Below are 23870 nucleotides of genomic sequence, written 5' to 3' on the forward strand. Positions count from 1 at the left end.
GTGCCGAGGGGTTCACGGACTCCACCCGGCGGGACGCGGTATGAGCGGCGCTGGCGCTGGTCCCGTTCGCCGGCCTCTTCTTCCTGTGGTTCCTGGGCGCGGTGCGCGCCCACGTGGGCGACGTGGAGGACCGGTTCCTGGCGACGGTGCTGCTGGGCAGCGGCCTGGTCCTCACCGCCACCCTCTTCGGCGCGGCCGCCCCCGCCACGGCGGTACTGGCCGTGGCCCACCACGCCGGCAGCGCGCCCTCGCTCACCACCTGGGACTTCGGGCGGCATTTCGCGTACACGCTGCTGACGGACTACGCGATGCGGATGGCGGCCGTCTTCGTGTCGTCCATGTCGGTGATCGGCACGCGGATGGGCGTGCTGCCGCGCTGGCTGACGGCGGTGGGCGCGGTGACCGCGCTGCTGCTGCTCTTCGTCTCCTCCAACGTGCCCTGGGCGGAACTGGTCTTCCCCGCCTGGCCGCTGCTGCTGAGCGTGCACATCCTGCTGGCCGGCGGGCGCCGGCGGCGCGTGACCCCGGCCTGACCGGCTCACCCGATCGGCGCGTCCCGACGCGCGGCCCCGGCACCGGCGCGCCGATGCTTGCGGTCGGGGGACGAGCGGAGCCGACCACCGGAAAGGGCGCAGCGCGGATGCGGATCGTCGTCGATCTCAACAAGTGCCAGGGATACGCCCAGTGTGCGTTCCTCGCCCCCGACGTGTTCACCATGCACGGCGAGGAGGCGCTGCTCTACAACCCGCACGCCGCCGAGGAGGAGCGGGCCGCGGTCGCCCGCGCCGCCGCCGCCTGCCCGGTGCAGGCGATCACGGTGGAGGGTCTGCACGAGGGCGCGCCCGTCGAGCCCGTGCAGGTCTTCTCCGGTGCCCCCTGGGAGCCGCGCGATGGCCGCTGACTACGTGGACTGGCTGCGCCGCGAGGGCCGCATCGTGATCGTCGGCGCCTCGCTGGCCGGGCTGCGGGCGGCCGAGACGCTGCGCGCGGAGGGCTTCACCGGTTCCCTCACCCTGATCGGCGACGAACCGTACGAGCCGTACGACCGGCCGCCGCTGTCCAAGGCGGTACTGCTGGGCAAGGCGTCCCCGCGGCACACCGAGCTGCCCCGGCGCCGGCACCTGGACGCCGAGTGGCGGCTCGGGGTCCCGGCGGCCGGGCTGGACCTGACGGGCAAGCGGGTGCTGCTCGCCGACGGCGAGGAGGTGGAGTACGACCGGCTGCTGATCGCCACCGGGGTGCGCGCCCGCCCCTGGCCGGTGGCGGAGGAGGCCGAGCTGGACGGCGTCTTCGTGCTGCGCACCCGCGACGACTCGATCGCCCTGACTGAGCGGCTGCGGGCCGGGGCGAAGCGGGTCGTGGTGATCGGCGCCGGGTTCGCCGGGTCCGAAGTGGCCTCCGCCTGCCGGGAGATGGGTCTCGAGGTCACGGTCGCGGAGCGTGCGGGGGCCCCGCTGGTGGGGGCGCTCGGCGGGGTGATCGGGGCGGTCGCGGCCGATCTCCATCTGGAGAACGGCGTCGACCTGCGCACCCATGTCACCGTCACCGCGCTGGAGGGCGACCCGATGGGCCGGGTGCGGTCGGTGCACCTGTCCGACGAGAGCGTGGTCGAGGCGGACGTCGTGGTGGTCTCGCTGGGGTCGCTGCGCAACACCGAGTGGCTGAGCGGCTCGGGGCTCGGGGCGGGGCCGCGCGGCATCGCGAGCGACGCGGGGTGCCGGGCGTTCGACTTCCGGGGGATCGTCACGGACGACGTGTTCGTCGCCGGTGACGTGGCCCGCTCCCCGCACGCGCTGTTCGGCTACCAGTTCCTGTCGCTGGAGCACTGGGGCAACGCGGTGGCGCAGGCGGAGACGGCCGCGCACAACATGATCTGTTCCGCCTCCGACCGGCGCCCCCACATGTGGATGCCCGCCTTCTGGTCCTCGCAGTTCGGGGTGAACATCAAGTCGGTGGGCGTGCCGCCCATGGGCGACGAGCTGATGATCATCCAGGGATCCACGGCCGAGCGCCGGTTCGTCGGCGTGTACGGGTACAAGGGCCGGATCGTGGCCGGCGTGACCTTCGACAACGCCCGCTGGCTGGAGTACTGCCAGCGGCAGATCGAACAGGGGGCGCCCTTCCCGGTGGAGTACCCCACGGTGGACCGGCGCCCCGAGGGGCGCAAGGCGGTCCCGGCCGACTTCCCCGACCCGTCGCTGCCCACCCACGGCCCGACCGTGACCCTCAGCGGCTACTCACCGGCGGACCGCCGGCTGGTCTTCACCCCCGGCCACCACTGACCGCCGTCCGGCCCCGCGCCCCCGACGCTCCAAGGAACTGCCATGACCGAACCCTCGCTGGTGGCCCGGATCACCGACTTCGCCAACCGCGCCGACCCCTACCCGCTCTACGCCGAGCTGCGCCGTACGCCGGTCCTGCACGAGGAGGACGACGACCCGTACGTCATCTCCTCGTACTGGGACATCGAGAGCCTGCTGCACGACCCCCGGATCAGCTCCGACGCGACGAATCTGACCGCGGCGGGCGCCGACGAGCTGAACCAGGCGGAGAACACCGGGCTGCCACCGTCGTTCATCCGGCTGGACCCGCCGGAGCACGACCGGCTGCGGCGCATCGCCAACAGCGCGTTCGGGCCGCCGCACAAGCCGCGCCGGATCGACGGCATGCGGGGCGAGCTGCACGGGATCGTCGCCGGGCTGATCGACGGACTCGCGAGCGGGACCGAGATCGACCTGGTGGACCAGTTCGCCTATCCGTTCCCGGTGACGGTGATCTGCCGGCTGCTCGGGGTGCCCCGCGAGGACGAGCCCCGGTTCCGGTCCTGGGTCGACCCGGTGGTGGCGAGCCTCGACCCGGAGACCCGGCAGGGCGCGGACCCCGACTTCGTGCGGAAGGCGCAGGAGGCGCGTACCCAGCTCGGCATGTACCTGGCCGGGCTGGTGGAGGAGCGCATCAAGGACCCGCGCGACGACATGCTGTCCGACCTGGCCGCCGGGAAGGGGCCGGACGGCGCCATGACCATGATGGAGGTGCTCAGCACGGCCGTACTGCTGCTGATCGCCGGTCACGAGACCACCGTCAACCTGATCACCAACGGCATGCTCACCCTGCTGCGCCACCCCGAGTACCTCCAGCGGCTGCGCGAGGAGCCGGAGCTGGCGGTCAACATCGTGGAGGAGCTGCTGCGCTACGAGCCTCCGGTGCAGCTCCTGCCGCAGCGCACCTGCATCACCGACATAGAGGTGCGCGGGGTGCCGATCCCCAAGGGCTCCCGGATCTGGCTGATGCTGGCCGCGGGCAACCGGGACCCGGAGCGCTTCAAGGACCCCGAGCGGTTCGACCCCGACCGGGACGACCTCCAGCACCTCGGCTTCGGCAGCGGCATCCACGCGTGCTTCGGCGCGCCGCTGGCCCGGCTGGAGGCGCAGATCGCGCTGGCCGAGCTGGCGCGGCGGCTGGAGAACCCGCGGCTGGTGGCGGACCCGCCCCCGTACCGGCCGAACGCGGTGCTGCGCGGGCCGCGCCATCTGCCCGTCGCCGTCGACGGCGTACTGCCCTGACCCCTCAGACCCCGCGCCGGCGCAGCGACGACCCGGTGCGGTCCTTGACGACCTCCAACTGGGCGTGGATGCGCCGGCGCAGGTCGCCGACGTGGCTGACGATGCCGACGCTGCGGTCGCGTTCGCGCAGCGAGTCCAGCACGTCGAGGACCTCGTCGAGCGTCTGGTCGTCCAGGCTGCCGAAGCCCTCGTCGATGAAGAGGGTGTCGAGCCGGACCCCGCCCGCCTCGTCGGTGACCACGTCGGCGAGGCCGAGGGCGAGCGCGAGGGAGGCGAAGAAGGTCTCGCCGCCGGACAGGGTCGCGGTGTCCCGCTCCCGGCCGGTCCACGCGTCCACGACGTGCAGGCCGAGCCCGCTGCGCCCGCGCCCGCTGCGGTCGTCGGAGTGGACGAGGGTGTAGCGCCCGGCGGACATCAGCCTCAGGCGCGCGGTCGCGGCGGCGGCGACCTGTTCGAGGCGGGCGGCCAGGACGTACGACTCCAGGCGCATCCGGCGTTCGTTGTCCGCGCTGGTGCCGGCCGCGAGGGCGGCGAGCCGGGCCACCCGGTCGTACTCCTCGCGCAGCGGGGCGAGGCGCCGGGCGCCGTCCTCGGCACGGGCGGAGAGCCGGTCCAGCTCGGTGGTGCGGCGGGCGGCCTCGTCGCGGGCGGAGGCGGCTTCCCGCAGCCGCCGCTCGGCCCCGGCCGCGCGCTCTCCCGCCGCGACGAGGTCGGCGGGGGCTCGCTTGGAGGCAGCCACCGTCTCGGGCTCGGCGAGGACGGCGCGTACGGCGGACTCCTCCGACTGCCGTTCGTCCACCCGGTGTTGGAGGGCGCGGTGGGTGGCGGGGTCCAGCAGGGCCCCGGCCGCCGCGCCCGGGGTGTCGAACCCGGCGCGATAGGCGGCGTCGGCGAGGCGGGCGTCGGCGTCCTTCAGGCGGACGGCCGCCTCCTGAGCCGTACGGGCGGCGTCGGCGGCCTCGGTGAGCACGGCCGCGAGCCGCTCCAGTTCGGCGGCACGGGCGGCGACGCTCTCGGCGGCTCCGCGCGCCCGCGTCAACTCGGCCTGGAGGGTGGTCTGTTCGCGGTCGAGGGTGTCGCGCCGGGTGAGCCGCGCGGCGGCCCGTACGGCGGACTGCTGGCGGGCCTGGAGCCGCTGCTCGCGCTCCGCCTCGGCCCGCCGCAGCTCCTCGTGCGCGGCGTGCAGGGCCGAGGCGTCCCGGCGGGCCTGCTCGAACTCCTGCTCCAGCTCGGTGACTTCCGCGGCGATGCGGTCGGCGGGGGTGTCCCCGACCTCGGCGGTGACGGCGTCGAGCGCGGCTTGCAGCTCGGTGCTGCGGCGCTCGTGCTCGACGTGCTCCCGCTCGGCCTCCTGGTGCGCTTCGAAGGCGTGCTGTTCGACCTCGCGGTCCACGTGTCCGGCGTCCTTGCGGGCCGGGGCGGGGTGCTCGGTGGCCCCGCAGACGGCACAGGGGGCGCCGTCGGTGAGGTGGGCGGCCAGCTCGGCGGCGATGCCGGTCAGGCGCTGTTCCTTGAGGTCGAGCCAGTCTCCGCGCAGCTTCTGCGCGCGCTGCCCGGAGTCCAGCGCCTGGCGTTCGGCGGCCGCGGCGTCCGAGATCAGCCGGTCGCGGCGGCGGGCCGCCTCGAGCCGCCGCCGGGCGGGGTCGCGCCGGGCGGCGAGGGATTCGGCACGGGAGGCGGCCTCCTGGGCCGCGTCGATACGGGCCTGGAGGGTGGCGCGGGCGGCCTCCCAGCCGTCGAGCCAGGCATCCGCCTCACGCGCGGTGTCCTCGTCCGCGCGCTCCTCCCGGTCGAGCCCGGCGCGCTCGGCGAGCAGTTCGGTGAGCCGGTGCTCGGCGCGGCGGGCGGAGGCGAGGGAGCCCAGCTCCTCGACCGCGCGACGGGCGGCGGCCGCGAGGCCGGGGGCGCCGGAGTCGGCCTGGTCCTCCGGCAGCGCACGCCGGGCGTCCGCCTCGGCCAGGGCGGCCCGCCGGTGCACGTTCTCCGCTTCCTCGCGCATCTCCAGCGCGGGCGCCACGGTCTCGGCCTTGCGCCCGCGCTCCATGCGGGCCCGCGTCTCCTCGTACTCCTCCGCCCGCTCCGCGAGCCGCGCGGCGCGGTCCTGAGCCTCGGTGAACCGGTGCTGCAGCCGGGCGAGTTCGCGGGCCTCGGCCAGTTCCTCCTGGGCGCGGGTGTGAGCGGACTCGGCGGCGGTGAGGCCGCAGTGGGCGATGGTGAGGCGTTCGCGGGCGGTGCTGCGGGCCACGGCCGCCGCCCCGAGGACCGCGACGGCGAGGCCCGGATCGCCGGGCGCGAGCCCGGGCAGCTCCATGGCGTCACCGGCCGCCTGCTGCATGCGGTGGGCGTCGGCGAGCAGCGCGGTGTCGCCCTCGCGCACCCGTGCCTCGGTGGCGCGCCTGCGCTCGGCGAGCCGCTTCTCCACGTCGGCGAAGCGCCGGGTGTCGAAGAGGCGGCCGAGCAGCTTGCCGCGTGCCTCGGCGTCGGCGCGCAGGAAGCGGGCGAAGTCGCCCTGGGGCAGGAGCACGACCTGGCAGAACTGCTCGCGGCTCATGCCGAGGAGGTGGGTGATCTCCTCGCCGATCTCCTGGTGCGAGCGGCTGAGGTCCTTCCAGGTGCCGCCCACGGCGTCGTACTCGCGCAGCCAGGTCTGGGCCTTGTCGAGGGTGGTGCCGGTGCCGCGCTTCTTGGGGCGCTCCCACGGGGGCTGCCGGGTGATCTCCAACCGGCGTCCGGCGACGCTGAGTTCGAGCCGGACCTCGGTGCGGGTGCCCGGTTCGGCGTGGTCGCTGCGCAGGTGGGTGCCCTGGCCGCCCTGCCGGGCGCCGGGGACGGAGCCGTAGAGGGCGTAGCAGACGGCGTCCAGGACGGAGGTCTTCCCGGCACCGGTCGGGCCGTGCAGCAGGAAGAGCCCGGCGGCGGAGAGCGCGTCGAAGTCGACGCTCTGGGCGCCGCCGAAGGGGCCGAAGGCGGTGATGTCGAGCCGGTGCAGCCTCATCGGGCGACCTCCCGCTCGGCGTCGTCGGCGCGCACGGTGTCGAAGGCGTCGCGCAGCACCTCGGTCTCCCGGTCGTCGGGGGCGGCGCCGCGTACATGGGCGACGAAGTCCTCCGCGATCTGCTGGTCGCTGCGGCCCGCGAGGCGCCGGGCGTAGGACACGGCCGGGTCGTCCGGGGCGCGGTCGGGGGCGAAGACCAGGCTGAGGGTGTGCGGGAAGCGGGCGGCGATCCGGGCCATGGGGTCGGCGGGCCGGACGGCGTCGGTGAGGGTGGCCTCGACCCAGGCGTCCTCGTGGCGGCTCAGGGCGGGGTCGTCGAGCAGCTCCTCCAGCGTGCCCCGCAGGCGGGCCAGCGGACGCGGCACCGGGCAGTCGAGGCGTTCGGCGGTGACAGCGCCCTCGGCGTCCAGGTCGACGAGCCACATGCTCTTGCGGTGCTCGGCCTCGGAGAAGGAGTAGGCGAGCGGGGAGCCGGAGTAGCGGACGCGCTCGCTGATCCGCTGGCAGCCGTGCAGATGGCCCAGGGCGACGTAGTCGACGCCCGCGAAGACCCCGGCCGGTACGGCGGCCACTCCCCCGACGGTGATGTCCCGTTCGCTGTCGCTGGCCTCGCCGCCGGTGACGAAGGCGTGGGCGAGGACGACGGAGCGGGTGCCGGGGGCGCGGCCGGCGAGGTCGGCGCGCACCCGGTCCATGGCGGCGGCGAGCACGGTCTCGTGTCCGGCCTTCGGTAGGGCGAACTCGTCTTTCACCAGGGCGGGTTCGAGGTAGGGCAGCCCGTAGAACGCGACGTCGCCGTGGGCGTCGGCGAGGACGACCGGGGTGCCGGCGGCGGCCGGGTCGGTGCGCAGGTGGATGCCCGCGCGGTCGATGAGTCCGGCGCCGACGCCGAGGCGGCGGGCCGAGTCGTGGTTGCCGGAGATCATCACGGTGGGCACGCCCAGCCCGGCGAGCCGGTGCAGGGCGTCGTCGAACAGCTCGACCGCGGCCAGCGGGGGCACCGCGCGGTCGTACACGTCTCCCGACACCACGACGGCGTCCACGGCCCGCTCCCGCACGGTGGCGACGAGGTGACCGATGAACTCGGCCTGGGCGCCGAGCATGTTCACCCGGTGGAAGGCCCGGCCGAGATGCCAGTCGGAGGTGTGCAGGAGTCTCATGGACCCCGAGACTAACGGCAGGGTCGGACAACGCGCCCCGGTCGCTTCGGATTTGAGCGTTATGCCCGATTGGCCCGGATCAGGCGTCCCCGTACGCCTCGCCGCCCAGCTCCAGGTCTGCCGAGCCGGCCGTGGCGTCGGCCAGCCAGCCCCGGAAGGCGTCGACGTCGGCGTCCGGGAGGGCGATGTCGATGGCGACCGCCTCGCCGTAGCGGACGTCGCGGACCTCGCGGCCGGTGGCGCGCAGGTCGTTCTGCACCTTGCCCGCGCGCTGGTGGTCGACGGTCACCGTGGCCAGCCGGTAGCGGCGCCGGGTTCGGGTGCCGACGGCGTCCAGCGCCTCGCCGACCGAGCCGCCGTAGGCCCGGATCAGGCCGCCCGCGCCGAGCTTCACCCCGCCGTAGTACCGGGTGACGACGGCGACGACGTACCGCATGTCGCGGCGCAGCAGCATCTGGAGCATGGGCACACCGGCCGTGCCGCCGGGCTCGCCGTCGTCGCTGGCCTTCTGGGTGGAGGCGTCGGCGCCGATGACGTACGCCCAGCAGTTGTGCGTGGCATCGGCGTGCTCCTTGCGGACCCCGGCGATGAACTCCTGCGCCTCCCGCTCGGTGGCGGCCGGGGCGAGCGCGCACAGGAAGCGGGAGCGGTTGATCTCGGTCTCGTGCACACCCGCGCGGGCCACTGTGCGGTACTCGTCCTGCATCCCGCCAGCTTATGCGGAGCGCCGCGCCCGCCCGGCCCCGGTGTGCGGGGGAGGATGCGGGGCAGACGCGCTCAGCGATCGGACGGCCCGCGCGGTGGGCCGCGGGTGAGGAGGCAACAGCGTATGACCAGGGTCCCCGTGCAGCCCGCGGAGCCCGGCGGACCCGCCCCGGACTCCGTGCGGGCCCGCTTGCGAGGCTGGCTGCTGGAGGGCCTGAGCGAGCGGACCGCCCGCCATCCGGGGCCGCACCGCACCCCTCCCCAGGAGCGCGAGGGCCACCCCTGGTGGCGGGTGATGTGCCTGACCGGCGTCGACTACTTCTCCACGCTCGGCTACCAGCCCGGCATCGCCGCCCTCGCGGCCGGCGCCCTCTCGCCGCTGGCCACCCTGGTGCTGATCGCGCTGACCCTGTTCGGCGCGCTCCCGGTGTACCGCAGGGTGGCGCGCGAGAGCCCGCACGGCGAGGGCTCGATCGCCATGCTGGAGCGGCTGCTGTCCTGGTGGTCGGGGAAGATCCTGGTGCTGGTCCTGCTGGGGTTCGCCGCCACCGACTTCATGATCACCATGACGCTGTCCTCGGCGGACGCGGCGGCCCATGTGATGGAGAACCCGTTCGCCCCGCACTGGACCGAGGGCGAGGGCGTCTGGATCACCCTGGTCCTGCTCGGGCTGCTCGGCGCGGTCTTCCTGAAGGGCTTCCAGGAGGCCATCGGGATCGCCGTCGTCCTGGTCGCCACCTATCTCGCGCTCAATGTGGTGGTCCTGGCCGTCTGCGCCTACCAGGTCCTCACCCACCCGGTGCGGATCGAGAACTGGACGCATCTGATGACGGCGGAGCACTCCTCCCCGCTCGCCATGCTCGGCGTCGCCCTGCTGGTCTTCCCCAAGCTCGCGCTCGGCATGTCCGGCTTCGAGACCGGCGTGGCGGTGATGCCGCAGATCAAGGGCGACCCCCAGGACACCTACGAGAACCCGGCGGGCCGTATCCGGGGCGCCCGCAAGCTGCTCACCACGGCCGCGCTGATCATGAGCTGCCTGCTGCTGCTCTCCAGCCTGGCGACGACGATCCTGATCCCCGAGAAGGACTTCCGGACCGGCGGCCCGGCCAACGGACGCGCCCTCGCCTACCTCGCCCACCAGTACCTCGGCGAGATCTTCGGCACGGTGTACGACCTGTCGACCATCACCATCCTGTGGTTCGCGGGCGCCTCCGCGATGGCCGGACTGCTCAACCTGGTCCCGCGCTATCTGCCCCGCTACGGCATGGCCCCGGAGTGGACGCGCGCGGTGCGGCCGCTGGTGCTGGTGTTCCTGGTGGCGGCCGTGCTGATCACCCTGTGGTTCCACGCGAGCGTGGACGCGCAGAGCGGGGCGTACGCGACCGGCGTGCTGGTGCTGATGCTCTCGGCGGCCTTCGCCTCCACGGTGGCGGTGCACCGGCGCGGGCACCGGGCGGCCGCCCTCGGCTTCGGCACGATCACCGTCGTCTTCGCCTACACCCTGGTCGCCAACGTGATCGAGCGGCCGGACGGCATCAAGATCGCATCCATCTTCATCGTGCTGATCATGCTGACGTCGTTCGTCTCCCGTGTGCACCGCGCCTTCGAACTCCGCGCCACCGAGGTGGTGTTCGACGAGGCCGCGCTGCGCATCATCGACGAGGCCGCCGAGCACGGCCCGCTCCAGCTCATCGCCAACGAGCCGCAGGAGCACAGCAGTCGGGAGTACCGGGAGAAGGAGCGCGAGCAGCGCCAGCACACCCGGCTGCCCAAGGGCGCCTCGGTGGTGTTCCTGGAGGTGTTCGTGCGGGACTCCTCCGACTTCACCACCGAGATCACCGTCCACGGCGACGAGAAACACGGCGTACGACGGCTGCGCGCGGAGGGGCCGACGGTGCCCAACACCATCGCGGCCGTCCTGCTCGCCCTGCGCGACCACACCGGCAAGGTGCCGCACGTCTACTTCAACTGGACCGAAGGCAACCCGATCGCCCACCTGCTCCAGTTCCTGGTCTTCGGCAACGGCGAGGCGGCACCGGTCACCCGCGAGGTACTGCGCCGCGCGGAACCGGACCCGGAACGGAGGCCCTGGGTGCACGTCGGCTGAGCACTCAGCCGGGGTTGCCCAGCTCCCCCGCGAGGTCGAGGGCGAGGAGGCGGTCGGCGTAGAGGAAGGTCTCGAAGCGGGCGCCGTCGGGGAGGTCCGGGGCGCTCGCCACGTCCCGGAGCACCGCGAGGACGCCGGGCAGGTCGAGGTCGTCCTCCCAGGCCGCGCGCAGCCGGGCCCGCACCTCGTCCGGCACCGGGCGCGAGGGCCGGTTCGCCCAGCGGGCCACACCGGTCCGCCACTCGGCAGCGGTCCGCGCGGCAGCCTCCAGTGCGCCCGCGTCCAGTGCGGCGGGCTCGTCGCGCGGGACGGAGAGGAGGGCCAGGCGCAGGGCACCGGGGTCCGTCAGAAGTTCCTGCACGTCCTCACCGCCCCCGTCCCACCGGGCCGGGGCGACGGCCACCACCACTCCGGCCGCGGGCGGCTCCTCGGCGGCGGCCCGCACATGCACCACCTGGGCCTCCCCCAGGCCCGACGCGACATCCCGGCTGTCCTCGAAGGGGCGGATGCTCAACGCCGTCGCCGCCGTGCCGAGTTCGGCCTGTTCGCGAGGTGCGGTGAGCATGGTCCAGACGGGGGTGCCGCCCAGCTCCAGGGCGCGGACGAGGAGGTCGGCGGTGAGCAGCACCCGCAGCGCCGTCAGGTCGAGGCCGCCCGCGTGGGCCTCCACTCGGGTCAGGCCCCGGCGGGCGGGGGTGGCGGGGACGGACTCACCGGTCCGGGCGTCGAGGATGCGCAGCACGCAGCGAGCGTAGGCGCGCCGGGGCCCGGACGCAGCACCTTGTGCCGATTCCGGACAGCGTGGCGGGCAAGCGGGGGAATCGGCGCGCGGCGCCCGCTGTTGTCCCCACGGCACAGTTCCCGCGCTTGGAGGAGGCCGCCGTGTACGGCGACGAGGCGACGATCCGCACCATCCTGACCGGTCTGGGCGACACCTGGGCGGTGGTCGGCCTCTCCAACAACCGGTCCCGTGCCGCCTACGGGGTCGCCGAGGTGCTGCGCCGGTACGGCAAGCGGGTGGTGCCGGTGCACCCGAAGGCCGAGCCGGTCGGGGGCGAGCAGGGGTACGCGAGCCTCGCCGACATCCCGTTCGACGTGGACGTGGTCGACGTGTTCGTCAACAGCGAGCTGGCCGGCGCGGTGGCCGACGAGGCGGTGGCCAAGGGGGCCCGCGCGGTCTGGTTCCAGCTCGGCGTGGTGGACGAGGCGGCGTACGAGCGGACGCGGGCGGCGGGTCTGGAGATGGTCATGGACGCCTGCCCGGCGATCGAGATCCCCCGACTGGGTTAGACGCCCAGCCCCTCGATCACGACCGCGCCGGGGATCTCGGCGAACGCCTTGCCCGGCACCAGGAGTTTGCCGCGTCGGCGGCCGCTGCCGACCAGGACGTAGGGCAGGTCCGGCACGGCTGAGTCGACCAGCACCGGCCAGGCGGCGGGGAGTCCGAGCGGGGTGATGCCGCCGTACTCCATGCCGGTCTCGCCGGTCGCCAGGTCCATCGGGGCGAACGACGCCTTGCGGGCGCCCAGTTGGCGGCGGACCGTGCCGTTGACGTCGACCTTGGTCCGGGACAGCACCAGGCAGGCGGCGAGCGTGGTCTCGCCGCCGCGCTTGCCCGCGACCACCACGCAGTTGGCGCTCAGCTCGGGCAGGTCGGCGCCGTAGTGCTGGACGAAGACGGCCGTGTCCGCGAGGTCCGGGTCGGTGTCGACGTAGAGGATCTGTTCGGCGGGGACGGACCCCCGCCAGTTCCGTACCGCCTCCGCGACCGGTGCGGTCAGTTCGGCCAGGGCCTCGGGGGCGGGGGTGGCGTTGTCGAAGTCTCCGATGGGCGCGCGCATGGCGGCACCGTAACAGCCGTCGCGGGGGCGCCCGTCAGCGCACCGGGGGCACGGAGACCGCCATCACCATCCGCATCGGTACGTCACCCTCGTTGCCGTAGGTGTGCGGGGTGTCGGCCTCGAAGGTGGCGCTCGCCCCGGCCGGGACCGCGTGCCGTACCCCGTCGACCTCCAGGGTGAGTTCACCGGAGGTGACGTGGACCAGCTCGACCGTGCCGGAGGGGTGGGGGTCGGCGCTGCTGCGCTCGCCCGGCATCAGGTTCCAGTCCCACAGCTCCAGCGGGCCGGGCGCCTCGGTGCCGGCCAGCAGCCGGTTGTAGCTGCCGCCCTCGGTGTGCCAGAGCCGGACCGCCTGGTCGGCGGGGACGACCCGGACGCGTGGCCCCTGTTCGTAGTCGAGCAGCGTGGTGACGCTGATCCCGAGCGCGTCGCCGATCTTGACGACGGTGCCGATGCTGGGGTTGGTGCGGGCCTGCTCGATCTGGATGAGCATGCCCCGGCTGACACCGGCGCGGGCGGCCAGCGTGTCCAGCGTGAAGCCGCGCTCGGTGCGCCAGCGGCGGACGTTGCGCGCCAGGGACTGGGTCAGCAGGTCGAGGTCCGCCACATCACGTCCATTGCAGATCACATCGGAAGTCACCGAGGCCACGGGGACCTCGTCGGTCACGGGAAGGAATGACCGGATCGGGTGCACGGGACGGCGGCGCGCCGCACCCGGCCGTCCACCGCACTGTACTGCGCGGTCCGGTACGGAGCACGCGCCCGCCCGCTCAGCCCTCCGCGTCCAGCTTGGCGAGCTGTTCCACCTGCTCCTCGTCCAGTGCCGCCAGCGCACCCAGTTGCGCCCCGGTGACACCGGCCGGGGGCGGCACCGGGGCGGGGGTGCGCAGCGGTGGCTGCCAGCCCTCCTCGGGTGTCCAGCGCCGTACGACCCGGGCGGGCGCCCCGGCGACCACGGCGTGGTCCGGGACCGTGCCGCGTACCACCGCGCCGGCCGCGACCACCACGTTGCGGCCGATCCGGGCGCCCGGCAGGATCACCGCGCCGGTGCCGATCCAGCAGCCGGGGCCGATCTCCACGGGCTCCATCCGGGGCCACTGGCGGCCGATGGGCTCGTGCGGGTCGTCGTAGGAGTGGTTGGTGGAGGTGACGTAGACGTACGGGCCGAAGTAGCAGTCGCGGCCGATGGTGACCGTGGTGTCCGCGATGACGTGGCTGCCCCGGCCGAGGACCACGCCGTCCCCGATGCGCAGGATCGGGTCGGGGCCGAGGTCGAGGTCGGGCATGAGACCGGCGGTGAGGGTGACCTGTTCGGCGATGATGCAGTGCGAGCCGAGTGTGATCCACCGCTCGCCGAAGACCGTGCCGAGCGGGAAGGCGAGCCGGGTGGCCTCACCGATGGCGCCGAACCGGAAGCGGCCCGGATGCCCGGCGGTGACCGCGCCCCGGCGCTGCACCCAGCCCCACGCGGCATGGACGGCACGCTGGGCGAGCCCCTGCCGCCAGGAGGTGAACGTGTTCTTGGGCTTCGGCACCCGCCCACGTTACTCAGCGGTCACTCACCGCGAGGCGCCGGGCGCCTGTGATCTTCACCCCATCCGGCCGGCCCCGCGATGCCCTACCGTGCGCGGGAGACCGCCCGGCGCGGTCCGGCCCGATTTTCGCCCGGCAGAGAGACGGTGGACACGGATGACGCACAAGGCCCTGATCGTGGGCATCGGCGGCAGGGAGCCGGCGATCGACCCGGAGGCGTTCGTCGCCCCCAACGCCACGGTGATCGGCGACGTGACGCTGCGGGCGGGCGCGAGCGTCTGGTACGGGGCCGTGGTGCGCGGTGACGTGGAGCGGATCACCGTCGGCGCGGACGCCAACATCCAGGACAACGTCACCCTGCACGCCGATCCAGGCTTCCCGCTGACGATCGGTGAGCGCGTCTCCGTCGGCCACAACGCCGTGGTGCACGGCGCCACCGTCGAGGACGACTGCCTGATCGGCATGGGGGCGACCGTGCTGAACGGCGCGGTGATCGGCGCCGGTTCCCTGGTCGCCGCCCAGGCCCTCGTCCCGCAGGGCATGGTCGTGCCGCCCGGTTCGCTGGTGGCGGGCGTCCCGGCGAAGGTCCGCCGGGAACTGTCGGAGGAGGAGCGGCAGGGCGTCACCCTCAACGGCACGCTGTACGCGGACCTGGCGAAGACGCACCGGGCCGTGCACGAGTAGGAGGGGCGGAGCGCGGGCGGGGCCCCTACGCCTGGTCGGCGCCGACCGGCTCGGCCTCGGGGGCCTGGTCCGTGGACTCCTTGCGCTGCGAGCGGCGCTTCATGACCACGAAGGAGCCGAGGCCGACGACGATCGCGGCGGCCAGCGCCACCCAGGAGAACCGCTTGAGCCAGTCCTCCGCGACCATGCCGACGTAGTAGACGACGGCCGTTGTGCCGCCCGCCCAGAGGACACCGCCGAGCACGTTGGCGATCAGGAACTTCCAGTACGGCATGCGCAGGACGCCCGCGAGGGGGCCGGCGAAGATGCGGAGCAGGGCGATGAAGCGGCCGAAGAAGACCGCCCACATGCCCCACTTCTCGAACGACCGCTCGGCGGTGGCGACATGCGCCTCGCCGAAGTGGCGCGGGAACTTCCGCCCCAGCCAGGCCAGCAGCGGGCGCCCGCCCTTGCGGCCGATCGCGTAGCCGATGGAGTCGCCGATCACCGCGCCGGCCGTGGCGCAGGCGCCGAGCACGAACGGGTCGATCCCGGTGTGCTGGGAGGACATCAGCGCGGCCGAGACGAGGACGATCTCGCCGGGCAGCGGGATGCCGAGGCTCTCCAGCCCGATCACCAGGCCCACCAGGGCGTAGACGGCGACGGCGGGCACCGAGTCGAGCCATTCCTGCACGTGCACCGCGGTTCCTCCCAGTCGCTGTCGCACCCTGCCGGGCGCGCCGTACACGCGCACCCCCCAGGAAGGCTACCCGGTCGCCGCGCACCGCCGGCGGGCACGGCCGTCTGAGCCCATGGCGAACGGGCGCATGGCCGCGCGGCCGGGCGCGCAGGCTGGAGGCATGGACCTGATCGAGGTACTGCCCCGGCTGCGCATGCTCCGCTTCCCGGTGGGGGCGGCCTATCTGTGGCGGGACGGTGACGAGCTGACGCTGATCGACTCCGGGACGGCGGGGGCCGCGGCGGAGATCGAGGAGGTGCTCGACGGCGCGCTGCGGCGGATCGTGCTCACGCACTGGCACGAGGACCACACCGGCTCGGCGGCCGGTCTCGCCGCCCGGCACGGGGCCGAGGTGGTGGCGCACCGGCTGGAGGCGCCGGTGATCCGGGGCGAGGCGGCCGGGGCGCCGCCGGTGCTGGAGGAGTTCGAGATCCCGATCCGGGCGGGGGTTCCCGCCCTGCCCCCGGCTCCGCCGTGCCGGGTGGACCGGGAGGTGGAGGACGGCGATGTGCTGGAGTTCGGCGGCGGGGCGGTGGTGGTCGCGGTGCCCGGCCACACGAACGGGTCGATAGCCGTCCACCTGCCGGGGCCGGGGGTGCTGTTCACCGGGGACGCGGTCGCGGGCGTCGGGCGGACGACCCTGGGCGTCTTCAACACCGACCGCGCGCGGGCCGTCGAGTCGCTGCACCGGCTCGCCGCGCTGGACGCCGAGACGGCGGTCTTCGGGCACGGCGACCCGGTCGTCCACGGCGCGGCGGCGGCGCTGCGGGCAGCGGCCGCCGCGACACGGTGAGGGAGGTCAGCCGTTCGGACGCAGGGTCCAGACCACCGTCATCTCGCCGGAGACGGCGCCGTCCTCGCGCTGGATGGTGATGGCGACCGGGAACTCCGGGCGGCTGCCCGCGTCCAGTTCCGCGACGACCTCGGCGGCCGGCCGGCCCAGAGTGGCGGTGGCGGTCACCGGGCCGAGGGCGAGCTTCTTGTAGTCGATCTCGGCGCGCACCGCGAGCGGCACGGCACGGGAGAGCTGTTCCCCGAAGGCGGTCAGCACGATGGCCCCGCTCGCGGACTCGGCCAGCGTGAACATCGCGCCGGCGTGCGGGCCGCCCAGGTGATTGTGGTACTCGGACTGGTCCGGCAGCCGGAGCACCGCGCGCTCGGGGGTGACCTCGATGAACTCCAGGTTCAGGGTCCGCACCATCGGCACCGCGGCGGCCAGCATGTCGCCCATGGAGGCGCTCTCAACTGTCATGACCGCGATGTTACCGACGGGTAGCGGACCTGGCCAGCCCCGGTCCCGACCGTTTCGGTACGCCCCTGACGAGCGACGGTGACCGAAACGTGTCCCGTGGCGCATTAGGGTTCTGGCCATGTGGCCAGGAGAGCAGCCGCCAGGGGGCGCGCAGAACCCGCAGGAGAACCCGTACCAGCAGCCGGGTTACCAGCAGCCGAATCCGTATCAGCAGCCCGGCTACCAGCAGTACCCGCAGCCGAACCCGTACGGGCAGCAGCCTCAGTGGGGGCCGCCGACGCAGCCGCCGCACAAGCCGGGCGGGAGCAACCGGGTCAAGGTCGTCGCCATCGTGTCGGCCCTCGCGGTCGTCGTCACCGCCGGGGTGACGGGGTATCTGGTCCTCGGCTCCAAGGACGACGGCCGCGACGAGGCCAAGGGCGGGAAGAGGACCAGCCAGTCGCCCACGCCCGAGCCGACGGTGAGTTCGTCGACGCCGGACGACAACCCGCGTGGCGGGGAGGGGGAGAAGCCGGTCGTCGCCGGCTGGAAGGTCGTCGTCAACCCGAAGTTCGGCACCGCGTTCGACGTGCCGCCGGAGTGGCAGCTCGAGTCCACGGACACCTCCTACTTCATGGAGGACCACGCGGACGACGACAAGCTGATCACCTCGGTGTCCGCGCCCGCCGTCTACAAGTCCAAGTGGTGCACGGACGACAGCGACAAGGACGGCCGTACGGAAGACACCTCGCTGGCGGTGGCCGGTACGCGCGGTGAGAGCGGCGCGAAGAGCCCGGAGCAGGCCGCGGTGACGCGGGTGCCGTGGTACGTGTACGGCGGTTACACCCAGCCGGACAAGAAGAGCCTCACGTACGACAAGAAGACCAAGCCCTTCACCACGTCCTCCGGCGTCAAGGGCGCCTACGCCTGGGCGCGTTCGTCCGGCAGCCCCCAGAAGGGCAAGTGCGCGAGCGACGGCAAGGCGATCTCCTTCGCCTTCCGCAACTCCGCGCAGGACATCGTGTCGTTCGACCTCTACGGCGCCAAGGGCGTGAAGGAGGAGGTCGACACGGCGACCATCATGAAGATCCTGTCCTCGGTGCGGCTGCACGGGGACCCCACGGAGAGCTGACGGACGGCGCGTAATCGGGTTGGCAGCCGCGGGGTCGTCCGGCCATAGTCGGCCGGTGACCCCGGACTCCTCCTCGCGCCCCTCGTGGGCGAGCCGCAACTACTCACTGCTGACCGGCGCGGCCGTCGTCACCAGCCTCGGCGCCAACGGGTCGCTCATCGCGGCCGCGTTCGCCGTGCTGGACGCGGGCGGGGACGCCGGTGTCGGTCGCGGCAGGGTCCTTGGCGGTGTTCGGGCTGTGCGTGATGCTGGGTGATCTGCTGTTGCTGGGGGATCAGCCAATATGGATCAGGACGGGTGCGGGTGCCGGCACGGTGGTCGCGGGCGTGCTGGGGGCCTGGGCATCGCCTCCGATCGGTGCCTCGCCGCCACCGGCGACACCGCCTGCGAGCGGGCCGGCGGTTTCGGGTGATCGTGCCGTGCCCGGGGCCTGTGCCAGTCCGTTGGCCCACAGTTGGTCGACACGCGAGCGCTCGGTGACGTTCGGGTAGCGGTTGGTGCAGGACGGGCCGGCGGTGCCGCCCGACATCAGCTCACTGCACGGCCCGCCGTAGTTGTCCGGCAGGCCCAGCACGTGCCCGGTCTCGTGGGTGACGACGCGGACCGAGTCGTACTGCTGGTTCTGGGTGTAGTCGAGGAAGACGAAGCCACTTCCCTGGCCGTTGGTGGAGGCGTAGGACCCGCGCGGGTCATTGCCCTCGCGGTAGGAGAAGTCGGCACCGGCACCACCGCTCGACGCCTCCTGGAGCTTGACGTTGGACTCGGAGCTGTTCCAGATCGAGGCCGCGCTCGCTATCTGCGAACGGAAGCCCGGTGCCTGGGAGGCGTCGTAGTGGACAGTCACCGCCTGCGCGTTCGGCTGGACGGCACGCTTCTCGGCGACGGACTTGAGCACGGCCTCGAAGAACGCCTTGTTGTTCGCGGCCTCCTCAACCGACCCGGTGTACCGCGCCACGGAGGTACCGGTGGCACCGGACGGGGTGTCGGCGGTCTGGGCGCCGGCCGGCGCCGCCGCGCCCAGCGCGCTGGAGGCCAGCCCCAGGCCGAGAGCGAGGGTGAGGAGTCTCGCGGACGTTCGGGACGACTTCATGTGGGGGGCTCCTACTCACTCGGTGACGCCGAGCGCCCGGTGCGCGGTCGAATCTGCCTGAACACCCGAACTGCGGCGACGTCCTGTGGGTCGTCATTCTTAGGACGGCGCGACAGGGAGCGCAAAGGGTCCCCGCCACTACGTCGCTTCGTAGGTCCGGGGACCTCGCCAGGGCAGGGCACAGGCTCTCCGGTCCGCACTTGGCAGGCAGGAGAGGAACTGGCGCGGCGTCAGAAGCCTTTAACTCACCGGGCAACGGGCGTGCGGGGCCGATCGTAGGGTTCGCCGGAGGCACAGCGGGATCCACATCCGGACCAAGACGGACAAATTTCCAGATGTCTGCCATATCCCGTCTACTAAGTGTGCCGGTTTGTTGGCGGGGCGCTGTGACCGACGTCATAGAACGACACCTTCCGCTTCTTTCGCCCCCATCGGTCCCGTGGCACACCAGGGAGTCACCCTCGGCGCTGGGCGGCATCCCTCACCGTTGAGCCGCCGCCGCTCAGTCCTGATCAGGACGGAGGCGGGGCCCGGCGAGCGGCGCAGGGGAAAGGCCGGTGGGTTCCTCGCCCGCCTCCAACAGCGTGTCCGCCGCATCCGGTGGCTCCGGGAGCATCCGTCAGGAAAGAGCACCGGGTTCGGACGCCAAAACGGTTACCTTCACCGGGGTGTTGCGCCCTCCACCAGGAGATCCCCGAACACAAGCTCTCCCGTGTCTCCGCCTACGACTGGTTCGGCTCGGTGGCCCTCATCCCCCTCGCCACAGCCCTGGCCGGCCCGGCCCAGTCGGCCTTCGGGCGCGCCCCGGCCCTGTGGGGCACCTCGGCGCTCATCGTCGCGGCGACAGCCCTGGTCCTCCTGATCCCGGACATCCGGCGACTGCGCCGCCGGGACACGACGAAAGCGGTGTCAGCCGATGCCGAAGGCGCCGGCCGGGGGCTCCGGGGACGGGACGGCGTCGATGTCGGAGAGGGGACGGGCCGCGCCGATGAACTTGCTTAGCGCGGGGCCGTGTTCGACCCGCGCCGGGAAGGCGTCGGCTGCCGTGCGGCGGGTCAGGGGGGCCGTGGGCAGCGAGGCGTGGGAGGCGAGCAGGATCGCGTTGCCGAAGCGGCGGCCTCGTAGGACCGCTGGTTCGGCGATCAGGGCCACATGCTCGAAGAGGGCGGCGAGATTGGCAAGTTGGGAGCGGAGGAAGGTGAAGGGGGTCGCGTCGGCGAGGTTGGCGAGGTAGAGGCCGTCCGCGCGGAGGACGCGTTCCGTCTCTCGGGCGTAGTCCAGCGAGGTGAGGTGGGCCGGGACTCGGGAACCGCCGAAGACGTCCGCGATGACGACGTCGGCACTGTCGGCGGGGGCCGCTTCCAGCCAGGCTCGTGCGTCGGCGGCGTGGGTGGTGATGCCCGAGGCGGGCGGCAGCGGGAGGTGTTCGGTGACCAGGTCGAGGAGGCCCCGGTCGGCCTCGATCACGTCCTGCCGGGAGCCGGGCCGGGTCGCGGCGACGTACCGGGGCAGGGTGAGCGCTCCCCCGCCCAGGTGCAGTACGTCCAGCGCCCGGCCGGGCCCGGCCGCCACGTCGAGGGCGTGGCCGAGCCGCCGCGCGTACTCGAACTCCAGGTGCTCCGGCTCGTCCAGGTCGACATAGGACTGCGGAGCCCCGTCGACGGTGAGCAGCCAGGCCCGGTCCCGGTCGATGTCGGGCATCAGCTTGGCGGTGCCGTGGTCGACGGCCCTGCTCACGGGTATCGGTTCGCTCACCCGGCCATTGTCGCCGGTCCGCCGGGGTGCGCGGGGACGAGCCCCACGCACCCCGTACCGCTCAGCCGACCGAGGTGACCGTCCCCGCGCCCACGGTCCGGCCGCCCTCACGGACGGCGAACCCGAGCCCCGGCTCCAGCGGCACCTCCCGGTCCAGCTCCACGGTCATCTCCACCGTGTCGCCGGGCCGGGCGATCTCCGCCTCACCCAGGTCCACCTCCCCGGCCACGTCCGCCGTGCGGAGGTAGAACTGCGGCCGGTACCCCGTGGACAGCGGCTTCCTGCGGCCGCCCTCGGCCCCGGCGAGCACGTACACCCGCGCGGTGAACCGCCGGCCCGGCACCACACTCCCCGGCGCCGCGACCACGTGCCCGCGCCGGACCGCGTCGCGCGGCACCCCCCGCAGCAGGACCGCCACGTTGTCCCCGGCCTGGGCCTCCGGCATCGGCTTGCCGAAGGTCTCCAGCCCCGTGACCACGCTCTCCACCCCCGCGCCCAGGACCTCCACCCGGTCCCCCACGCGAAGCCTGCCCCGCTCGACCGCGCCGGTGACGACGGTCCCGCGCCCGGTGATGGTGAGCACGTTCTCCACCGGTAGCAGGAACGGCGCGTCCAGGTACCGCTCCGGCATCGGCACATAGGTGTCGACCGCGTCGAGCAGCGCCTCCACGGACGCCGTCCAGCGCGGGTCGCCCGCGAGCGCCTTGAGGCCGGAGACCCGTACGACGGGTACCGAGTCGCCCGGATAGCCCTGGGCGGTGAGCAGTTCGCGCACCTCCAGCTCGACCAGGTCGGCCAGCTCCTCGTCGCCCGCGTCGGCTTTGTTGAGCGCGACCACCAGGTGGTCGACCCCCACCTGCCGGGCGAGCAGCACGTGTTCGGCGGTCTGCGGCATGATCCCGTCCAGCGCGGAGACGACCAGGATCGCCCCGTCGAGCTGGGCGGCGCCGGTCACCATGTTCTTGACGTAGTCCGCGTGGCCGGGCATGTCGACGTGGGCGTAGTGCCGGGTGTCCGTCTCGTACTCGACGTGCGCGATGTTGATGGTGATGCCGCGCGCCGCCTCCTCCGGGGCCCGGTCGATGCGGTCGAACGGCACGAACGTGCCGGTGCCGCGCTCGGCGAGCACCTTGGTGATGGCGGCGGTCAGGGTGGTCTTGCCGTGGTCGACGTGGCCCATGGTGCCGATGTTCAGATGCGGCTTGGTGCGCACGTATGCCGTCTTGGGCATGGCTGTCCCTCGTGGTCTTGGTGGTGCGTGGAGAGCGCGGGACCCCTGGAATCCGCCGACCCTCCCCTCGCGGGGTCCGCCGGACTTTCCGGAGAGGGTCAGCTTCGGGCGCCGTCGACGGCTGCCACGAGGACGAGGACGGCAGCCTTCGGCGCGTCCGCGAGGGCGGAGGCTGCGAGGAAGGCGTACCGGAACATGACGCAGATCATGGCGGACGCGTCGTCCCACGTCGAACGGTTTTCCGCGGCCTTCGGAGCGTCAACGGCCGTGGACCATACGCCGATCACACCCCTGGGTCGGTTACTGTCGCCGAATGCCCGATGCCACCACCCGCTCTGGGGGCACCGCCACGGCCGTTCCCCCGGTCGTAGTCCTGAGGCCGACCCCAGCCGTGCCCCTCACGCCCGTCACCCCCGCCGGTCCCGCCGTACGCGCGTGGCCGTCCGCGTATGTCCGTCTCGCGCTGCTGCTCGCCCTGCTGGCGGGCGCGGCCACCGCCGTCCTGGTCTTCGACCCGCAGCGGCTGCTCACCGCGGGCTGGCCGCCGCAGCTCGGCGGGTTCGCCGCGGCCGGGGTCTTCGCGCTGGCGTACGGGCTGTGCACGGTGGCGTTCGTCCCACGCCCCCTGCTCAACCTGGCGGCGGGCGCGCTGTTCGGCTCCGCGCTGGGGCTGACCTCGGCGCTGGCGGGCACGGTGCTGGGCGCCGGGCTGGCGTTCGGGCTGGGGCGGGCACTGGGGCAGGACGCCCTCCGGCCGCTGCTGCGCGGGCGCTGGCTGAAGGCGGCCGACGGGCAGCTCAGCCGGCACGGGTTCCGCTCGATGCTGGCGGCCCGGCTGTTCCCCGGGGTGCCGTTCTGGGCGGCCAACTACTGCGCGGCCGTCTCCCGGATGCGCACGCTGCCGTTCCTGGTCGCCACGGCGCTCGGCTCGATCCCGAACACGGCCGCGTACGCCGTCGCCGGGGCCCGCGCCTCCGCGCCCACCTCCCCCGCCTTCCTGATCGCGCTGGCCGTGATCGGGCTGCCGGCTCTGGCGGGTACGGCGCTGGCCTGGCGCAAGCGCCACCAGCTGCGCGCACGTTGACGCCACTGCCCGGTCCGCCCTGGTACACGCCACGGCCCACCGGCGTTCATGACCATCGCATGACCAACCCCCTGTGAAGGCTTTGCCATCGGCGCCCGCTACGCTGCCCTGCGTCGCATGATCACCCCTACGCTCCCCAGCGCTTGGACGCCACACCTCCATGTCTTGGTTTGAATCGCTCGTCCTCGGACTCGTCCAGGGGCTCACCGAGTTCCTGCCCGTCTCCTCCAGCGCGCATCTGCGGCTGACCGCGGCCTTCTCCGGCTGGCACGACCCCGGGGCGGCCTTCACCGCGATCACGCAGATCGGTACCGAGGCGGCGGTCCTCATCTACTTCCGCAAGGACATCGGGCGGATCATCTCGTCCTGGTTCCGCTCGCTGTTCGACAAGTCGATGCGGGGCGACCACGACGCGCAGATGGGATGGCTGGTGATCGTCGGCTCGATCCCGATCGGCGTGCTCGGCGTGACGCTGAAGGACCAGATCGAGGGGCCGTTCCGCGACCTGCGGATCACCGCGACCATGCTGATCGTGGTCGGCGTGATCATAGGAATCGCGGACCGGCTGGCGGCCCGCGACGAGTCCGGCGGCCGGCACCGCAGTCCCAAGCAGCGCAAGACCCTGAAGGACCTCGGCATACGCGACGGCCTGATCTTCGGCCTCTGCCAGGCGTGCGCCCTCATCCCCGGCGTCTCCCGCTCCGGCGCCACCATCAGCGGCGGCCTCTTCATGGGCTACAAGCGCGAAGCCGCCGCCCGCTACTCCTTCCTCCTCGCCATCCCGGCCGTCCTCGCCTCCGGCGTCTTCGAGGTGAAGGACTCCCTGGGCGAGAACAGCGAGGTCGCCTGGGGTCCGACCCTCTTCGCCACGGTCATCGCCTTCGCCTCCGGCTACGCGGTGATCGCCTGGTTCATGAAGTGGATCTCCAACAAGAGCTTCATGCCCTTCGTCTACTACCGAGTGGCCCTGGGCATCGTCATCATCGCCCTGGTCAGCGCGGGCGTCCTGAGCCCGCACGCGGCGGAGTCGGCGGGCTGATC

Annotated in this window: 23 protein-coding genes and 2 pseudogenes; 13 read left to right on the forward strand and 12 right to left on the reverse strand. The window is 73.2% G+C overall.

Annotated features, from left to right (window positions below; translation table 11 throughout):
* Positions 1-101 precede the first annotated feature (101 nt).
* From E5082_RS33565 to E5082_RS11450, 4 genes are all read left to right on the forward strand, one after another.
* Positions 102-533: a hypothetical protein gene (locus tag E5082_RS33565; RefSeq protein WP_308437512.1), complete on the forward strand. Its 432-nt coding sequence runs from the start codon at positions 102-104 to the stop codon at positions 531-533.
* A gap of 107 nt (positions 534-640) precedes the next feature.
* Positions 641-901 carry a ferredoxin gene (locus tag E5082_RS11440; protein WP_135791132.1) on the forward strand — a complete coding sequence of 87 codons (261 nt, stop codon included), beginning with the start codon at positions 641-643 and terminating at the stop codon, positions 899-901.
* On the forward strand, positions 891-2282 hold the full coding sequence (locus E5082_RS11445) for an NAD(P)/FAD-dependent oxidoreductase (protein ID WP_135791133.1): 1392 nt from the start codon (positions 891-893) through the stop codon (positions 2280-2282). The genes E5082_RS11440 and E5082_RS11445 overlap by 11 nt, the downstream gene beginning before the upstream one ends.
* A gap of 42 nt (positions 2283-2324) precedes the next feature.
* Positions 2325-3563 (forward strand): cytochrome P450, encoded by a 1239-nt coding sequence (locus E5082_RS11450; protein WP_135791134.1) that lies wholly within the window; start codon positions 2325-2327, stop codon positions 3561-3563.
* Positions 3564-3567: 4 nt separating this feature from the next.
* On the opposite strand, the gene E5082_RS11455 is transcribed toward E5082_RS11450, so the two are convergent.
* The 3 genes from E5082_RS11455 to E5082_RS11465 form a co-directional block, all read right to left on the reverse strand.
* Entirely contained in the window at positions 3568-6558 is a 2991-nt protein-coding gene (locus E5082_RS11455; RefSeq protein WP_135791135.1) for an AAA family ATPase, read from the reverse strand.
* Positions 6555-7718, reverse strand: coding sequence for an exonuclease SbcCD subunit D (locus E5082_RS11460; protein ID WP_135791136.1), 1164 nt, complete (start codon positions 7716-7718; stop codon positions 6555-6557). The genes E5082_RS11455 and E5082_RS11460 overlap by 4 nt, the downstream gene beginning before the upstream one ends.
* Before the next feature lie 79 nt (positions 7719-7797).
* Positions 7798-8424, reverse strand: a complete 627-nt coding sequence (locus E5082_RS11465) for a YigZ family protein (RefSeq protein WP_135791137.1) — start codon at positions 8422-8424, stop codon at positions 7798-7800.
* Positions 8425-8547: 123 nt separating this feature from the next.
* Between E5082_RS11465 and E5082_RS11470 the strand changes: the two genes are divergently transcribed.
* Positions 8548-10530 carry an APC family permease gene (locus tag E5082_RS11470; RefSeq protein ID WP_190045246.1) on the forward strand — a complete coding sequence of 661 codons (1983 nt, stop codon included), beginning with the start codon at positions 8548-8550 and terminating at the stop codon, positions 10528-10530.
* Between the two features lie 4 nt (positions 10531-10534).
* Here E5082_RS11470 and E5082_RS11475 read toward each other — a convergent pair whose 3' ends face one another.
* Positions 10535-11272 carry a hypothetical protein gene (locus E5082_RS11475; RefSeq protein WP_135791138.1) on the reverse strand — a complete coding sequence of 246 codons (738 nt, stop codon included), beginning with the start codon at positions 11270-11272 and terminating at the stop codon, positions 10535-10537.
* 140 nt (positions 11273-11412) lie between these two features.
* On the opposite strand from E5082_RS11475, the gene E5082_RS11480 reads away from it, so the two are divergent.
* Positions 11413-11820 (forward strand): CoA-binding protein, encoded by a 408-nt coding sequence (locus E5082_RS11480; protein WP_135788376.1) that lies wholly within the window; start codon positions 11413-11415, stop codon positions 11818-11820.
* Here the strand turns inward: E5082_RS11480 and E5082_RS11485 are convergent.
* The 3 genes from E5082_RS11485 to E5082_RS11495 form a co-directional block, all read right to left on the reverse strand.
* Positions 11817-12371 carry a YbaK/EbsC family protein gene (locus tag E5082_RS11485; protein ID WP_135791139.1) on the reverse strand — a complete coding sequence of 185 codons (555 nt, stop codon included), beginning with the start codon at positions 12369-12371 and terminating at the stop codon, positions 11817-11819. The two genes, E5082_RS11480 and E5082_RS11485, sit on opposite strands and share 4 nt — an antisense overlap.
* Before the next feature lie 34 nt (positions 12372-12405).
* Complete coding sequence (locus E5082_RS11490) at positions 12406-12978, reverse strand: helix-turn-helix domain-containing protein (protein WP_135791242.1); 573 nt, start codon at positions 12976-12978, stop codon at positions 12406-12408.
* A 163-nt stretch (positions 12979-13141) separates the two neighbouring features.
* Positions 13142-13906, reverse strand: a complete 765-nt coding sequence (locus tag E5082_RS11495) for an acyltransferase (protein ID WP_135791140.1) — start codon at positions 13904-13906, stop codon at positions 13142-13144.
* 154 nt (positions 13907-14060) lie between these two features.
* Between E5082_RS11495 and E5082_RS11500 the strand changes: the two genes are divergently transcribed.
* Positions 14061-14588, forward strand: coding sequence for a gamma carbonic anhydrase family protein (locus tag E5082_RS11500; protein WP_086694673.1), 528 nt, complete (start codon positions 14061-14063; stop codon positions 14586-14588).
* Positions 14589-14613: 25 nt separating this feature from the next.
* On the opposite strand, the gene E5082_RS11505 is transcribed toward E5082_RS11500, so the two are convergent.
* Positions 14614-15267 carry a DedA family protein gene (locus tag E5082_RS11505; RefSeq protein ID WP_135791141.1) on the reverse strand — a complete coding sequence of 218 codons (654 nt, stop codon included), beginning with the start codon at positions 15265-15267 and terminating at the stop codon, positions 14614-14616.
* A 160-nt stretch (positions 15268-15427) separates the two neighbouring features.
* On the opposite strand from E5082_RS11505, the gene E5082_RS11510 reads away from it, so the two are divergent.
* Entirely contained in the window at positions 15428-16099 is a 672-nt protein-coding gene (locus E5082_RS11510; protein WP_135791142.1) for an MBL fold metallo-hydrolase, read from the forward strand.
* Between the two features lie 6 nt (positions 16100-16105).
* On the opposite strand, the gene E5082_RS11515 is transcribed toward E5082_RS11510, so the two are convergent.
* Positions 16106-16558: a DUF4442 domain-containing protein gene (locus E5082_RS11515; RefSeq protein ID WP_030808882.1), complete on the reverse strand. Its 453-nt coding sequence runs from the start codon at positions 16556-16558 to the stop codon at positions 16106-16108.
* Positions 16559-16676: 118 nt separating this feature from the next.
* On the opposite strand from E5082_RS11515, the gene E5082_RS11520 reads away from it, so the two are divergent.
* Positions 16677-17669, forward strand: a complete 993-nt coding sequence (locus E5082_RS11520) for a DUF8017 domain-containing protein (protein ID WP_135791143.1) — start codon at positions 16677-16679, stop codon at positions 17667-17669.
* A gap of 19 nt (positions 17670-17688) precedes the next feature.
* A pseudogene (locus E5082_RS11525) lies at positions 17689-17871 on the forward strand (MFS transporter); the annotation flags it as partial.
* Positions 17872-17943: 72 nt separating this feature from the next.
* On the opposite strand, the gene snpA reads toward E5082_RS11525, so the two are convergent.
* A complete protein-coding gene (gene snpA, locus E5082_RS11530) occupies positions 17944-18759 on the reverse strand; it encodes a snapalysin (protein ID WP_135791144.1) in 816 nt (271 codons plus the stop codon).
* Positions 18760-19434: 675 nt separating this feature from the next.
* On the opposite strand from snpA, the pseudogene E5082_RS32915 reads away from it, so the two are divergent.
* A pseudogene (locus tag E5082_RS32915) lies at positions 19435-19761 on the forward strand (MFS transporter); the annotation flags it as partial.
* On the opposite strand, the gene E5082_RS11540 reads toward E5082_RS32915, so the two are convergent.
* Together E5082_RS11540 and tuf are read right to left on the reverse strand one after the other, a co-directional pair.
* Positions 19669-20514 carry a spermidine synthase gene (locus tag E5082_RS11540; RefSeq protein WP_135791145.1) on the reverse strand — a complete coding sequence of 282 codons (846 nt, stop codon included), beginning with the start codon at positions 20512-20514 and terminating at the stop codon, positions 19669-19671. The pseudogene E5082_RS32915 and the gene E5082_RS11540 sit on opposite strands and share 93 nt — an antisense overlap.
* Positions 20515-20575: 61 nt before the next feature.
* Positions 20576-21745 (reverse strand): elongation factor Tu, encoded by a 1170-nt coding sequence (tuf, locus tag E5082_RS11545; RefSeq protein ID WP_135791146.1) that lies wholly within the window; start codon positions 21743-21745, stop codon positions 20576-20578.
* A 313-nt stretch (positions 21746-22058) separates the two neighbouring features.
* On the opposite strand from tuf, the gene E5082_RS11550 reads away from it, so the two are divergent.
* On the forward strand, positions 22059-22829 hold the full coding sequence (locus tag E5082_RS11550; protein WP_135791147.1) for a TVP38/TMEM64 family protein: 771 nt from the start codon (positions 22059-22061) through the stop codon (positions 22827-22829).
* 160 nt (positions 22830-22989) lie between these two features.
* The gene (locus E5082_RS11555) at positions 22990-23868 is read left to right on the forward strand and encodes an undecaprenyl-diphosphate phosphatase (RefSeq protein ID WP_135791148.1); all 879 of its coding nucleotides are present in this window, start codon (positions 22990-22992) and stop codon (positions 23866-23868) included.
* The last annotated feature ends 2 nt before the right edge of the window (positions 23869-23870 follow it).

The organism is Streptomyces griseoluteus (assembly GCF_004784465.1).
Lineage (GTDB): Bacteria > Actinomycetota > Actinomycetes > Streptomycetales > Streptomycetaceae > Streptomyces > Streptomyces griseoluteus.